The organism is Mycobacterium sp. IDUB_24 (assembly GCF_055419385.1).
The window spans coordinates 274071-287490 of sequence record NZ_JBVAXO010000003.1 but is presented as its reverse complement, the minus strand read 5'-3'; the positions used below and the strand labels follow the sequence as shown (position 1 = coordinate 287490).

Genomic DNA, 13420 nt, shown 5'->3' with positions numbered 1-13420 from the left:
CGCTGCGAGTCCTCCGGATGCCCAGTTGAGAGCCCCTGACCACTAGTGTCGTGCTGTGCTGTGTCCACCCCAAGGCGAGACCCGCGCGGGGGCCCGCTATCACGGCGACCAGGCCGCACTGCCGGGCATGCTGGACTTCGCGGTCAACGTTCGCCCCGGTGGTCCGCCGGCCTGGCTGACCGACCGCTTGGCCTCCCGGCTGCCCGACCTGGGCAGCTACCCGAGCCAGGCCGATCAGCGCCGTGCCACCGAAGCCGTCGCGACCCGGCATGGCCGCGCTCCCGACGAGGTGGCGCTGCTGGCGGGGGGAGCCGAGGGATTCGCCCTGCTGGCCGGCTTGCGGCCCCAGCTGGCCGCCCTGGTGGCCCCGTCGTTCACCGAACCGGAAGCGGCGCTGGCCGCGGCCGGTGTGCCGATTCAGCATGTGGTGCTGCCGTTCCCGTTCACCCTCGGCGCGACGGTTCCGGACGAGGCAGACCTGGTGGTGATCGGGAACCCGACCAATCCGACCGGGGTGCTCCACCGCCGCGAGGACATCCTCGCGCTGCGACGGCCGGGCCGGCTGGTGGTGGTGGACGAGGCATTCGCCGACGGCATTCCCGGTGAGGCGCAGACGCTGGCCGGCGAATCGCTGCCCGACGTGCTGGTGCTGCGCAGCCTGACTAAGACCTGGTCACTGGCCGGGCTACGGGTGGGCTACGCCCTCGGTGCGCCCGACGTGCTGGCCCGGCTCACCGCGCCGCGGCCGCACTGGCCGCTGGGCACCCTGCAACTGGAGGCAATCGCCGCGGCCGGCAGTCCCGAAGCGGTGGCCGAGGCCGATGCCGGTGCGCGGCGGCTCGCTGGGCTGAGGGCCTCGATGGTCGCCGGGCTCCGTGCGCTCGGGCTGGGCGTGGTGGCCGGCGAGGCGCCATTTGTACTGTTCACAGTGCCCGATGCGGAGTTGATGCGGAAACATCTGGAAAGCAAAGGCATCGCGGTACGGCGTTGCGATACTTTCGTGGGCCTGCCGGAGAACTACCTGCGTGCCGCCGTGCGGCCGGAGTGGACGGTACTCATCGACGCCATGAGGGAGGTGCTGCAATGAGCGCGCGACCGGCCGGGGCGCCGTTGGCCGGAATCAGACTTGCCGACGTGATCGCCGCCCTGGATGCGGCGTACCCACCGCACCTGGCCCACGATTGGGACTCGGTCGGGTTGGTGTGCGGCGACCCCGACGAAGCCGTCGAATCCGTGACCATCGCGGTCGACGCGACCGCCGCCGTGATCGACGAGGTGCCCGACCGCGGTCTGCTGCTGGCCCACCATCCGCTGCTGCTGCGGGGTGTGGACACCGTGGCCGCCGACACCGCCAAGGGCGCCCTGGTCCACCGGCTGATCCGCACCGGCCGGGCCCTGTTCACCGCCCACACCAACGCCGATGCCGCGTCGCCCGGTGTGTCCGACGCACTGGCCGAGGCGTTGGGCCTGACCGTCGAGGCAGTTTTGTCGCCGGCAGCGCCGGGCCCCGACCTGGACAAATGGGTGGTATTCGTGCCTGCATCGGACGTGGCGGGTCTGCGCGAGGCGCTGTTCGACGCCGGGGCCGGCCGCATCGGCGACTACTCGCACTGCAGTTGGAGCGTGCCGGGAACCGGGCAGTTCCTGCCGCACGACGGGGCCGCCCCGGCAATCGGCGAGGTGGGCACCGTCGAGCAGGTGGGCGAGGACCGGGTAGAGGTGATCGCGCCCTCGCGGCTGCGTGCCACCATCCTGTCCGCGCTGCGCGCTGCGCACCCCTACGAGGAGCCGGCCTTCGACATCTTCGCCCTGGCGCCGATCCCCGGCGATGTGGGCATCGGCCGGATCGGTGCGCTGGGCCGGCCGGAGCCGTTGTCGGCCTTCGCATCCCGGGTACGGGCCGCGCTGCCGGCCACCTCGTGGGGGGTGCGGACCTCGGGGGATCCGGACGCCATGGTGTCGCGGGTGGCGGTCTGCGGGGGTGCCGGTGACTCACTGCTGGGCACCGTGGCCCGGGCCGACGTACAGGCTTACGTCACATCGGATCTGCGGCACCATCCCGCTGATGAGCACCGGCGCGCCTCACCGGTCGCGCTTGTCGACGTGGCGCACTGGGCCAGCGAGTTCCCCTGGTGCGCTCAGGCCGCCGGGGTGCTGCGCGAGCAGTTCGGTGACGCGCTTGCGGTGCGGGTGTCCTCGGTGCGCACCGACCCGTGGAACGTCGAGTGCTGACCGCAGTAAACGTACGAACACAGAAGAATCCCATAGCAACATGAAAGTCAGGGCATGAAAGCCGAAGTAAAACAACAACGTTCGCTTCTCGCGCTGACCGAGGTCGATGCCGAACTCGGACGCCTCGCACACCGTGCCAAGAACCTGGCCGAACAGAAGAAGATGGACGAGGCACAGGCCGAGCACGCTGCCGCCGGCGACGGGGTGGGCGTTCTGGGCATCGCGCTGGAAGACCTGGACGCCCAGGTGACCAAGCTCGAAAGCGAGATCGACTCGGTCCGTCAGCGTGAGGATCGCGACCGCAAGCTGATCGACGGCGGCACGGTGGGCGCCAAGCAGGTCGCCGAAATCCAGCATGAGCTGGAAACCTTGCAACGCAGGCAATCCAGCCTGGAAGACTCGCTGCTGGAACTGATGGAACGCCGCGAGGAACTGTCTGGCCGGCAAGCCGAGGCGTTACAGCGCATCGATGACCTGCAGGCCGCGCTGTCAGAGGCACAGCAGGCCCGCGATGCGGCACTGGTGGAGATCGACCAGTCCAAGCATCAGGCGGTGACTCGCCGCGCAGGCCTGGTCGGTCTCATCGATCCTGAACTCGTCGAACTCTACGAAAAGCAGCGAGCCCGTGGCGGTGCGGGCGCCGGGTTGCTGCAGGGCCGGCGCTGCGGTGCCTGCCGGATCGAGATCGACCGTGGCGAGAGTGCCCGGATCGCCGCGGCTGCCGAAGATGACGTACTGCGCTGTCCCGAGTGCGGGGCGATCCTCTTGAGGTTCAAGCAGTGAAAGTTCTCGTCGAGGCCGACGGCGGGTCCCGGGGAAATCCCGGACCGGCGGGCTACGGCGCGGTGGTGTTCGATGCCGAGCACGCCGTAGAGCTGGCCGAGCGAAAGGAAGCGATCGGCCGGGCCACCAACAACGTCGCCGAATACCGCGGTCTGATCGCCGGTTTGGAGGCTGCCGCCGAGCTCGGCGCCGCCCAGGTGGCGGTCTCGATGGATTCCAAGCTCGTGGTCGAGCAGATGTCAGGGCGCTGGCGGGTGAAGCATCCAGATTTGATCGAACTGCAGCGCCGGGCGGCTGAGCTGGCCGCCGGCTTCGATCAGGTCAGCTACACGTGGATTCCGCGGGAGCGCAACAGCCATGCCGACGCGCTGGCCAACGAAGCCATGGACGCGGCGGCCGGCCTCGGCACCGAGAAACCCGCCGAAGCCGAGAAGCCCGCGTTGTCGGCACCCGGCTGGACCGGTGCCACCGGAGCTCCGACCCGGCTGCTGCTGCTACGCCACGGCCAGACCGAATTGTCCATCGCTCGGCGTTATTCGGGGCGCGGCAATCCGGTGCTGACCGAGGAGGGGCGCAGGCAGGCCGACGCCGCCGCACGTTATCTGGGCGCACGCGGGGGCGTCGCGGCCGTGGTCAGCTCGCCACTGGAGCGGGCATATGAGACGGCCGCGGCGGCGGCCAAGGCGCTCGGTGTCGACGTCCGTGTCGACGATGACCTGATCGAGACGGACTTCGGTGAGTGGGAAGGACTGACGTTCGCCGAAGCCGCGCAACGGGATCCGGAACTGCACCGGCGCTGGTTGCGGGACACCAGCGTCGAGCCGCCTGGTGGCGAGAGTTTCGACACGGTGGCGCGCCGGGTCCGTCGGGCCCGCGACCGGATCATCGCCGAGCACGGTGCGGCAACGGTTCTGGTCGTCTCGCACGTGACCCCGATCAAGACGATCCTCCGATTGGCACTCGATGCCGGCGAGGGCATCCTGTACCGGCTGCACCTGGACCTGGCATCGCTGTCGATCGCCGAGTTCTACGGCGACGGAGGCTCATCGGTGCGGCTGGTGAACCAAACCGCCTACCTGTAGGTCAGGCGTGCAGGTGTAACTGCTCGCCGTGCGGGCCGAGGATGGTGATCGCCTCGACCGGGCCGTCGACCACCCCGAACCAGTGCGGCGTCCACGTCGAGAATTCCACGGCCTCACCGGGATTGACGACGAAGTCCTGTTCGCCGAGGATCAGGCGCAACTGTCCGGACAGCACATACATCCAATCGCGTCCTTCATGCACGGGGAATTCGGCGGGAGGCTTCCGGCGCTTGGCGCTGATGCGGATCTTGAAGGCGTGCAGCCCCGCCGCCGGGCCCTGGCGGGTCAACGGCCAGTACGTGATGTCGTGGTGGGTGTGTGAGCTGCCGGTGACCCGGGGATCCTCGGCCTGCGGTGCGCGCAGCAACTCGTCGGTGGTCACCGACAGGGCGGTTGCCAGCCGTGGCAGGTGGTCCAAGGCAAGTCGGCGCTTGCCGGATTCCAGCCGGCTCAGCGTGGAGACGTCGATCTGTGCGCGCCGCGCCACGTCTTCCAGGGTGAGTCCGCGTTCGGCCCGCAGCTCGCGAAGCCGGCCGCGGACCACGGCGTCGATGTCGGCCGGCTCGGCAGCGTTTGCCTGCATGGCAAAATAGCTTGGCACTTTGCCATGTGATTCGGCAAGCTCGAGGCATGGACAACGTTTGGGATTGCGTCATCGTCGGCGGGGGAGCGGCCGGCCTGAGTGCGGCGCTGGTGCTGGGCCGGGCCCGACGCCGCGTACTGCTGGTCGACGCGGGGAATCAGAGCAACCTGGCCGCCCATGGAATCGGTGGCCTGCTGGGCAGCGACGGCCGTCCGCCCGCCGACCTCTATGCGGCGGGCCGCACCGAGCTGACCACCTATCCGACGGTCGAGGTGCGTACCGGCGAAGTCGTGCGTGGGGAGCCGGGATTCATGCTCGAGCTGGCCGACGGGGCCCGCGAGCGGGCCAGGACGGTGCTGCTGGCCACTGGCATGGAGTATCGGGGGCCAAGTATTGCCGGGGTCGAAGGGCTTTGGGGCGCTTCGGTTTTTCACTGTCCGTTCTGCCACGGTTGGGAGATGCGCGATGCGCCGGTGGCGGTGATCGCGCAGGGGGATCGCGCCGTGCACTCGGCGTTGATGATGCGCGGCTGGACCGACGACCTGGTGGTGCTCACCAACGGGGACAGCGGTCTGGACGAAGCACAGCGCAAGCAGCTGGCTGTCGCAGGGATCGGGGTGGACGAGCGTTCGATCGCACGACTCGTCGCTAACGACGGCGCACTGGAGGCAGTCGAATTCGCCGACGGCGCCCGGCTGGCCAGGCGCGGCGCACTCGTCGCCGCCACGCTCCACCAACGGTCGCCGCTGGCCGCGCAACTCGGCGCAGTCTCGGCACCCGGACCGATCGCCGCGGATGCACTGGTCGTCGACGGGTTCGCCCGCACCTCGGTGCCGGGCTTGTTCGCCGCGGGTGACCTCAGCGCGCAGATGCCGCAGGTGGCTGCGGCGGTGGCTTCGGGCAGCCAGGCCGGTGCCGCCGTCGTGCAGCATCTGCTCGGCGAGGACGTTGGGCTCCCGGTGCCGCCGTGGCCCGCGCAGACGGCCGTCACGGCCCAGTACTGGGAACGCCACTACGGACAGCGCGGCCGCATCTGGAGTGGTCGCGTCAACGCCCAACTGGCCAAGATCGCCGCGGATCTGCCCGCGGGCCGGGCGCTGGATCTCGGCTGCGGCGAGGGCGGGGACTCCGTCTGGCTGGCCGAAAAAGGTTGGCAGGTCACGGGCGTCGATGTCTCCGACACCGCGCTCGGCAGGGCCGCCGCCGAAGCGCAGGCCCGGGGTGTGGCGGAGAAGATCACGTTCGAACGCCACGACCTGTCCGAGAGCATCCCGGACGGCCGCTTCGACCTGGTTTCGGCCCAGTTCCTGCAGTCGCCGATCGCGATGGACCGCGCGGGCGTGCTGCGTCGCGCCGCCGGTGCCGTCGCGTCCGGAGGACTGCTGGTCATCGTCGACCACGGGGCCGCGCCGCCCTGGGCCCCCGAGCACGTCCGGAGATTCGCCTTCCCCAGCGCCGACGAGGTCGTCGACTCACTGAACCTGGATGACGAGCAATGGGAACGAATCCAGGTGGGCACCGACGAGCGCGAAGCCACCGGGCCCGACGGGCAACATGGCACCTTGATCGACAACGTGATGGTGCTGCGGCGTCTGGGCTGAACCGGCTTGTCGTAGGGGCTTTCGACAGTTCCCATGACTAACATCGACGGATGAGGACCGTCGGGGTGGGTGTTGTCATCGCCGTCGCGGGACTCGTGGCGGGTTGCGCGGGAGTAGGCGAGACAGCGTCGGCGCCGAATCCAACGGAGCGAGGCGGCCCGTGAGGACCAACGCCGTCAGACTTGCCGGGATCCATGCACGCGCACATGAGCTCTGCGATTAGCTGATTGACCTAGACCTCGTGGCTTTGATCGCGACCAGCAGTGCTCAATGACCGCGTGTCAGGCGGGTAGTCCGTTACTCAGGCAGGCTCGTTCGCGGCGGCTGATAATCGGGTTTCCGTCGGACGTGAGGAACTTCCATGTCAGGATTTCGAGTCGGCCTAATCGACACACTTGCCTACACGCGCATCGGCCCGCTGGCCATGACTCGCGCGAACTACCTCACCGCCGTCACGGCAGGGGTCGACTCATTCTGGGTGGCCGATCACCTCAATGCCCTGACACCGCGGTCCATCATGACGGAAAAGTACCTCGGCTCCACGGCCGCCAAGTTGATGCCCAGACCCGACGCCGTCAGCGAGCCGTGGACGGCATTGGGGTACCTGGCCGCCAAGAATCGATTCGCACGACTGCGACTCGGGACCGCCGTCACCGACGCCGGCCGCCGCAACCCCGCGGTGACCGCGCAGGCGGCCGCCACGCTGCACCTGCTCACCAAGGGCAGGGCGATCCTCGGCATCGGCACCGGCGAACGCGTGACCAACGAGCCCTACGGCGTGGAATGGTCCAAACCGGTCGGACGGCTGATCGAAGCCCTCGCCACGATTCGCGCGTTGTGGGACTCGAACGGTGAACTCGTCACCCGCGAATCCGAATTCTTTCCCTTGCACAACGCGATCTTCGAGCTACCGCCCTATCGCGGGAAATGGCCCGAGATCTGGGTGGCGTCCCATGGCCCGCGCATGCTGAAGGCCACCGGTCGCTACGCCGACGCCTGGTTTCCTGCAGCGCTTGTCCATCCGAAGGACTACGCGGCCGCGCTCGATGTCGTCCGGGCGGCGGCTTCCGACGCAAGTCGTGACCCGATGTCAATCGTGCCCGCCGGCCTCGTCATGGTTGTGACGGGCCGCAGCCGCGATGAGGTCGACGAAACGCTCGGCTCCCAGCTCATTCGCACCTTCGCGCTCAATATCCCCGCCTCCGAATGGTCCCGGCACGGGGCGCGGCACCCATTCGGGGACGACTTCACCGGCATGCAGGATCTCATTCCGCAGACCCTCGACGAGCAGGCCGTGCTGGCCGCGACCAAGAACGTTCCGCAGTCACTGCTGACCGCGAGCATCCTCAACGGCACGCCCGACGAGGTGATGGAACAGGCGGCGGAGCTGCGTGACGCTGGACTGCGCTACGCCGTGGTGGTCAACATGAGTGCGGCGCAACCTGATATGAAGCGCGGCATGGCCGCGAGCGTCCCCTTCGTCAGGATCCTGCGGCGGCTGCGGAAACTCTAGCCTCCGGAGCCTCCGTTCGAAGCGAACATGACCACACCGGCCAGTCAGACCGTTCTGGCCGAAAACTGTTACTGATCGTGCGGGAGAACCACCGCCATCGACGAGGTTGCTCAACAGGTACGGCGTCGCATTACTACCTCTGCATGATGTGGCGCGCCGACACAGCCAACAAACGCCCGGCAGAAACGCCGCATCGGTCAGCTCGTGCAATCGCTGGCGTTGATGTTCAGACCGGATGGGCGGCGAACCATTCGAGCAGTAGATCGGCTACCGCCTCGGGATCCTCGTCAGGGATCCAATGAGACACCCCGGGCAGCATCTCGAAGCGGTACTCGCCGCTGACACCGCGGCCGCACGCATGCGCACCTTCAGCAGTAAGGAAAGTGTCACCGTCGCTGAACACGTGCATCGTCGGCACCGTTATCTTGGTGCGGAGGAGGCGAAGAAAATTATTCAGCGGCATCGCCCGGTACCAGTTGAGGGCGGCCGTGAACGCGCCTGGTGAGGCCATCGCCTGAGCGTCGCGTTTGGCGCACTCGGCTGTCTGCCCATGCGCGCGAAGGAATTTCGATAGTCCGACCGCAGTGCCGCGGCTGCCCATGAAGACGCGCTCGGGGATGCGAGGCAGCTGGAAGAGGTACACATACCAGGACGCGAAAGCCTGCCGACTCGATACGAGCGCCTTGAGGCCACCGATGGGATGCGGCGTCGACAACGCTGTCGCTGTGGCCAAGCGATCGGGTATCTGTGCCGCGGCGAACCACGTCACAAGGGCGCCGAAGTCGTGACCGACAAGGTGTACACGCTGTGCGCCGCTGGAGTCGATCAGCGTGCGGATGTCCCCGACCAGCTCTGACATCCGGTAATCCCGGCGGCGTGTTGGTCGTGCGCCGGGTGAGTAACCCCGCTGGTTAGGTGCGAGGCAGCGATAGCCCTCAGCGGTGAGTCTCGGAGTCACCGCGTCCCAGCTGGTGTTCATCTGAGGAAAACCGTGCAACAAAATCACGACGGGTCCGTCGGCAGGGCCGGCATCGATGACGTCGAAAACCTGCTCCCCGCGACTGTAATGATCCACTCGCACTTCCCTTCCGGTAATCAGCTTGCCACGGCCACGGCCACGGCCACGGCCGCGGCCACGGCCGCGGCTGCGCGGGCTTTGTTGTGGCGAGTCGGTAACTGTGGGTGCCCGTTTCGATGATGCTTCCACCGAAGGTGAGGCGACGGACAATGGCGGCGCACAGCCGTGGGTCGGTGAAGGTCTTAGTTCAGCCCGAGTAGCTGTCGTTGGAGGCGATCGCCACGGAGTTCTTCTCCTCGCGTTCGGTGAGAACCTGGAAGAGCAGCTCAGCGCCGCATTTCTGATGAGTCAACGCGTTGTCGTACCGGCATGGAATAATCGCAAGTATGTTCGATATCTCGGGATTGGCGCAGGTCAACCCGCATGCTGATGAGGGCGACCTGCATCGACGCATCGAAGAACTCGAGCGGGCGAAGTCGGCCGCGGCCGCCGGTCAGGCCCGGTGCGCGGCCCTGCTGGACGCAATGCGCCGGGCTGCCGAGGCGGCCGCGGGAGTGCCTCGCGCCAAACGGGGCCGCGGGGTGGGTTCAGAGGTCGCGCTGGCTCGTCATGACTCGCCGAACCGGGGGAGTCGGCATCTCGGCTTTGCCAAGGCGTTGGTGCACGAGATGCCGCACACGTTGGCGGCGCTGGAGTCCGGCGTGTTGTCGGAATGGCGGGCCACTCTGATCGTGCGGGAGTCGGCATGTCTGATGATCGAGGATCGCCAGGCGCTGGATGCCGAGATGTGCGCCGACGTTACGAAGCTCGACGGTATGGGGGACAAGCGGATTGAGGCAGACGCCAAGAAGATCGCTTACCGCCTGGATCCGCAGGCGGTCGTCGACCGGGCAGCGAAGGCGGCGGAGGATCGGAATGTCTGGATCCGGCCGGCGCCGGACTGCATGGCGCGGCTGACGGTGTTGCTGCCGGTACAGAAGGGCGTCGGTGTGTATGCGGCACTCAAGCGCAGCGCTGATACGACGTTCGACGGCCGGACCCGCGGCCAGGTGATGGCCGACACCGTGGCGGAGCGGGTGACCGGCCGCCCGGCCGAGGTGCCCGAACCGGTGGCGGTCAACCTGGTGCTCTCCGACCAGACTCTGCTCGGGGGCGACGAGAATCCGGCAGTGGTGGACGGCTATGGGCCGGTGCCGGCGACGGTGGCCCGCAACCTGGTGAGTGACGCGGTGGCCGACGAAAGTTCGCGCGCCACTCTGCGGCGGCTCTATCGACACCCGAAGTCCGGTGCGCTGGTGGCGATGGAGTCACGGTCGCGGCTGTTTCCCAAGGGGCTGGCCCAATTCATCGGGTTGCGGGATCAGACCTGCAGAACGCCGTACTGTGATGCGCCCATCCGCCATCACGACCACGCCCGACCGCATGCCCGGGGTGGTGCCACCACTGCGCTGAACGGTCTAGGTGAGTGCGAACGGTGCAACTACGTCAAGGAATCACCGGGATGGACGGTGACGACCAGTGACGAGAACGGTGTGCACACAGCCGAATTCGGGACTCCGACCGGAGTTCGTTACCGCTCCACCGCGCCGCCACCACCTGGGCCCGTCGAAATATATGAATGCGTCACCGAACTACGAATGGCCATCGAGTTCGGTAGGTGCGCGCTGGCTGCTTAGTCGCGGCTCAGTCGGTGCGCTGGGTCAGCCGGATGCTGTTGCCCGACGGGTCGCGGAATCCCGAGTCGATGCCGTAGGGCATCTGGTTGGGCGGTTCGGTGAACTCGACACCGCGTGCGGTCAGCTCCTCGTAGCTCTTCTGGCAGTCCTCGGTGGTCAGAAATACCGTGCCCGCGAAGCCCTTTGCGGTCAGGTCCAGGACCTGTTTGCGGGTGGATTCATCCATCACCGGCTGACCGGGCACCGCCATCAGCACGATGCCGACATCGTCCTGCCCGGGCGGACCGACGGTGACCCACCGAAACTCACCCATCTCCTCCGGGAACGAAACATCTTCGCGCACTTCCATTCCGACCTTCTCGGTCCAGAAATTCAGTGCGGCTTCCTGATCGTGAACCCACAGATGCGTGTATGCGATTTTCATCATGGCCTGACGCTACGTTCGGTCCGGCCCCGGCGTCTTCTCCGTTTGTGCTGTCTTGGCTCGGCCGGGATGGGAACGCCGGGTATCGCGCGCCAGAATGCAACTGGGCACCGGGGCGCGCAGCATCGCCGACGGCAGGCCGGCTCGGTAGGCCGCCGGAGGCTTGCCGTACACCCGGGCGAAGCTGGTGGTGAACGAGCCGACACTGTGCAGCCCGACCATCACGCAGATATCCGCGACTGAACGGTCGGTGTTGCGCAGCAGCGCCGCGGCCCGCTCGAGACGCCGCGTCTGCAGATAGGCCCGCGGGGACTCACCGAAGGTGCGGGTGAACATGCGGCTGAAATGTGCGCGGGACAAACCTGCCGCCGCGGCGAGGTCGTCCACGGTGATCGGATCCGCATAGCGGGCATCCGCCAGATCCTTGGCGCGGAGCAAATATCGTGCCGGTGGCACCTGAGCCATGAGTTTGAGGGTACGGTGATCAGCGCGAACGAGTTGGCTGGGCGGCCGCGGCACCCTTGGGTGTCGAGGAAAGTCCGGACTTCACAGAGCAGGGTGATTGCTAACGGCAATCCGAGGCGACTCGCGGGAAAGTGCCACAGAAAACAGACCGCCACCTGAGTCCTTGAGGCCAGGGGGTAAGGGTGAAACGGTGCGGTAAGAGCGCACCAGCACCCCGGGTGACCGGGGTGGCTAGGCAAACCCCACCCGAAGCAAGGTCAAGAAGGCCGCAACCTGGTTGCGGCCGCGCAGGCGTTCGAGGGTTGCTCGCCCGAGCCTGCGGGTAGACCGCTCGAGGCACCCGGCGACGGTGTGTCCAGATGGATGGTCGCTGCCTTGCCTTTCGGGGCAAGGGACAGAATCCGGCTTACAGGCCAACTCGTTCGCTCCAACCCGCAACCGGTCCCTAGTGGGCCTTGCGTACCGCCTTGGCGAGCTTCTTCAGCGCGTCGTCGAGCACCGCCCGGGACTGCTGGGCGGTGTCGTGCTCCTGTTGATAGAGCAGGCCGTACGTGAACGTGTCCTCACCGGCGGCGTGTGCGGCGTCGGCTTGAGTGCTCAAGTGGGCCTTGCTCACCACACTGTCCTGGTGATCGCCCAGCAACGTCTGGATGGTCTTCGCCCGATCGGACACCTTGTCTGCCCCGGTAGCCGCCGCGGTGTAACGAAGCCGCTTGGCGCCCTTACGAATCCGGTGTAGCGCCTCGTCCTTCTCCTCGGCGCTGGCATCGTCGGCCGCCACCGCCGCGGCAGCCTTGGCGGCCTTGCGAACCCGCTTGTACGCGGCGTCGATGGTCACCGAAGGCGCAGAGGCGTCCGCGGATTCCGGCTTTTCGGCGCTGACCAACTCCTCCAAAGCGTCCAGCAGCCGGAAGTAGCGCGGCGACCGCATCGCCAGCAGTGAACGACGCCAGCCCGCGGTGTAGCGGCGGTTCGCGCCCTCGACCAGTCGCTGGCGCACCGGGCCCCGGACCAGCTCGGCGGGCATCTCGTCGAGCGCACGTTGGTAGCGCTCGCCCAGCACCTCGGCGTCGCGGGCCACCCCCAGCACCGCGGCCAACGCCCGCAGCTCGTCGAGCACCCAGCCGTCGTCGTCCAGTCCGAACGAGTCCTTGGATTCCTGCAGCAGGCTGCGGATCTTGCGGGTTGTCACCCTCATCTGATGTACCGAGTCGTAGGCGTCGGCACGTACGGCGCGGTCCCACACCAGCATCGCCTCGATCTGCTCGGCGATGGCACGGTGCACCGGGTCGGCCGGGGGAGTCGGCGCCGGGTCCTGATCGGTGCCGAGCACCTTGGCCAGCTTCGAACCATGCCCGGCCGGCGCCGCCCCGGCATCCGCCAAGCGATTCGCCAGCCGATCCATCAGGTCATCGGGCACATCGGCGGTGAGCAGCTCCAGCTCCCACTCCCGCCAACTTTGTTGATCGGCTTCCTGGCCGGTGGCCGATGCGGTCACCCGGTCATCGCAGAACTCGGCCAGCGCGACGCCGTCGGCCCCGTGCAGTACCTCGACGCTGCGCTCGGTGCTGATCCGGGCCACCGGGGCCAGCGGACGATCCCGGACGATTGCCAGCACGATGTCGCGCAGATCCTCGGGCACCGTGTCGGTGCCGGCGCCGAGAGGCGTGCGGATCTCGGTGCGGGTGTCGGCCCCGGCCGGAACCTTCAGATGCCAGCCCGCGTCGCTGCCGCCGGTGCGGCGCCGCAAGGTGATGCGGTGCGCGGCCAGGTCGCGGTCCGGGGTGTCGAAGTACACCGCATCCAGATGCTGTGTTTGCGTGCGCTCAATCTCGGTGACGGCCGACAAACCCTCGAACGACGGCGAGACGGTGTTCTCGGTGACCGCGAACTTCCGCTCGATTTCGGTGTACCTGGCGGTATTGGGCTTGCCGGAGGCCATAGTCACCTTCGCTGTACCGGAGGCGGGAGATTGGATGGCACCAGCGTGCCACATCCGGGCAGGCGCTACGACCTGTGTCTTGGTCACAGCCACATCAAGAC

12 protein-coding genes, 1 other RNA gene and 1 pseudogene are annotated in these 13420 nt (G+C 67.6%); 8 read left to right on the top strand and 6 right to left on the bottom strand.

Going from position 1 to position 13420, the window contains the following annotated elements; genetic code table 11:
• The first annotated feature begins 55 nt into the window (after window positions 1-55).
• From cobC to ACZYZF_RS13850, 4 genes are read left to right on the top strand one after another with little or no spacing between them, the layout of a single operon-like run.
• Entirely contained in the window at window positions 56-1087 is a 1032-nt protein-coding gene (gene cobC / locus ACZYZF_RS13865; RefSeq protein WP_463836005.1) for an Rv2231c family pyridoxal phosphate-dependent protein CobC, read from the top strand.
• The gene (locus ACZYZF_RS13860; RefSeq protein WP_463836003.1) at window positions 1084-2232 is read left to right on the top strand and encodes a Nif3-like dinuclear metal center hexameric protein; all 1149 of its coding nucleotides are present in this window, start codon (window positions 1084-1086) and stop codon (window positions 2230-2232) included. Before cobC ends, ACZYZF_RS13860 begins: the two co-directional genes overlap by 4 nt.
• Before the next feature lie 54 nt (window positions 2233-2286).
• On the top strand, window positions 2287-3015 hold the full coding sequence (locus ACZYZF_RS13855) for a zinc ribbon domain-containing protein (RefSeq protein ID WP_463836002.1): 729 nt from the start codon (window positions 2287-2289) through the stop codon (window positions 3013-3015).
• On the top strand, window positions 3012-4097 hold the full coding sequence (locus ACZYZF_RS13850; protein ID WP_463836000.1) for a bifunctional RNase H/acid phosphatase: 1086 nt from the start codon (window positions 3012-3014) through the stop codon (window positions 4095-4097). The genes ACZYZF_RS13855 and ACZYZF_RS13850 overlap by 4 nt, the downstream gene beginning before the upstream one ends.
• A gap of 1 nt (window position 4098) precedes the next feature.
• Here the strand turns inward: ACZYZF_RS13850 and ACZYZF_RS13845 are convergent, their stop codons facing one another.
• Window positions 4099-4680 carry a helix-turn-helix domain-containing protein gene (locus ACZYZF_RS13845; protein WP_463746674.1) on the bottom strand — a complete coding sequence of 194 codons (582 nt, stop codon included), beginning with the start codon at window positions 4678-4680 and terminating at the stop codon, window positions 4099-4101.
• A 47-nt stretch (window positions 4681-4727) separates the two neighbouring features.
• Between ACZYZF_RS13845 and ACZYZF_RS13840 the strand changes: the two genes are divergently transcribed.
• Complete coding sequence (locus ACZYZF_RS13840; protein WP_463835998.1) at window positions 4728-6281, top strand: FAD-dependent oxidoreductase; 1554 nt, start codon at window positions 4728-4730, stop codon at window positions 6279-6281.
• 361 nt (window positions 6282-6642) lie between these two features.
• The gene (locus ACZYZF_RS13835; protein WP_463746676.1) at window positions 6643-7794 is read left to right on the top strand and encodes an LLM class flavin-dependent oxidoreductase; all 1152 of its coding nucleotides are present in this window, start codon (window positions 6643-6645) and stop codon (window positions 7792-7794) included.
• A 226-nt stretch (window positions 7795-8020) separates the two neighbouring features.
• Here ACZYZF_RS13835 and ACZYZF_RS13830 read toward each other — a convergent pair whose 3' ends face one another.
• Together ACZYZF_RS13830 and ACZYZF_RS13825 are read right to left on the bottom strand one after the other, a co-directional pair.
• Window positions 8021-8869 (bottom strand): alpha/beta fold hydrolase, encoded by an 849-nt coding sequence (locus ACZYZF_RS13830; protein WP_463835997.1) that lies wholly within the window; start codon window positions 8867-8869, stop codon window positions 8021-8023.
• A gap of 82 nt (window positions 8870-8951) precedes the next feature.
• Window positions 8952-9146: pseudogene (locus tag ACZYZF_RS13825) on the bottom strand (ATP-binding protein); the annotation flags it as partial.
• A 52-nt stretch (window positions 9147-9198) separates the two neighbouring features.
• Here ACZYZF_RS13825 and ACZYZF_RS13820 point away from each other — a divergent pair.
• Window positions 9199-10488, top strand: a complete 1290-nt coding sequence (locus tag ACZYZF_RS13820) for a DUF222 domain-containing protein (RefSeq protein ID WP_463835995.1) — start codon at window positions 9199-9201, stop codon at window positions 10486-10488.
• Window positions 10489-10495: 7 nt separating this feature from the next.
• Here ACZYZF_RS13820 and ACZYZF_RS13815 read toward each other — a convergent pair whose 3' ends face one another.
• Window positions 10496-10915, bottom strand: coding sequence for a VOC family protein (locus ACZYZF_RS13815; protein ID WP_463746679.1), 420 nt, complete (start codon window positions 10913-10915; stop codon window positions 10496-10498).
• A 9-nt stretch (window positions 10916-10924) separates the two neighbouring features.
• Window positions 10925-11377: a helix-turn-helix transcriptional regulator gene (locus tag ACZYZF_RS13810; protein ID WP_463746680.1), complete on the bottom strand. Its 453-nt coding sequence runs from the start codon at window positions 11375-11377 to the stop codon at window positions 10925-10927.
• Between the two features lie 29 nt (window positions 11378-11406).
• Here ACZYZF_RS13810 and rnpB point away from each other — a divergent pair.
• An RNA gene (rnpB, locus tag ACZYZF_RS13805) (RNase P RNA component class A) lies at window positions 11407-11802 on the top strand.
• A 20-nt stretch (window positions 11803-11822) separates the two neighbouring features.
• Here rnpB and ACZYZF_RS13800 read toward each other — a convergent pair.
• The gene (locus ACZYZF_RS13800; protein ID WP_463835994.1) at window positions 11823-13319 is read right to left on the bottom strand and encodes a CYTH and CHAD domain-containing protein; all 1497 of its coding nucleotides are present in this window, start codon (window positions 13317-13319) and stop codon (window positions 11823-11825) included.
• Between the last annotated feature and the right edge of the window lie 101 nt (window positions 13320-13420).

What these genes read in the sequence shown, in the direction of transcription:
- ACZYZF_RS13855 (WP_463836002.1), top strand. Translation starts at nt 2,287, where the DNA reads ATGAAAGCCGAAGTAAAACAACAACGTTCGCTTCTCGCGCTGACCGAG.
- ACZYZF_RS13860 (WP_463836003.1), top strand. Translation starts at nt 1,084, where the DNA reads ATGAGCGCGCGACCGGCCGGGGCGCCGTTGGCCGGAATCAGACTTGCC.
- ACZYZF_RS13815 (WP_463746679.1), bottom strand. Translation starts at nt 10,915, where the DNA reads ATGATGAAAATCGCATACACGCATCTGTGGGTTCACGATCAGGAAGCC.
- ACZYZF_RS13810 (WP_463746680.1), bottom strand. Translation starts at nt 11,377, where the DNA reads ATGGCTCAGGTGCCACCGGCACGATATTTGCTCCGCGCCAAGGATCTG.
- ACZYZF_RS13840 (WP_463835998.1), top strand. Translation starts at nt 4,728, where the DNA reads ATGGACAACGTTTGGGATTGCGTCATCGTCGGCGGGGGAGCGGCCGGC.
- ACZYZF_RS13835 (WP_463746676.1), top strand. Translation starts at nt 6,643, where the DNA reads ATGTCAGGATTTCGAGTCGGCCTAATCGACACACTTGCCTACACGCGC.
- ACZYZF_RS13820 (WP_463835995.1), top strand. Translation starts at nt 9,199, where the DNA reads ATGTTCGATATCTCGGGATTGGCGCAGGTCAACCCGCATGCTGATGAG.
- ACZYZF_RS13845 (WP_463746674.1), bottom strand. Translation starts at nt 4,680, where the DNA reads ATGCAGGCAAACGCTGCCGAGCCGGCCGACATCGACGCCGTGGTCCGC.
- ACZYZF_RS13800 (WP_463835994.1), bottom strand. Translation starts at nt 13,319, where the DNA reads ATGGCCTCCGGCAAGCCCAATACCGCCAGGTACACCGAAATCGAGCGG.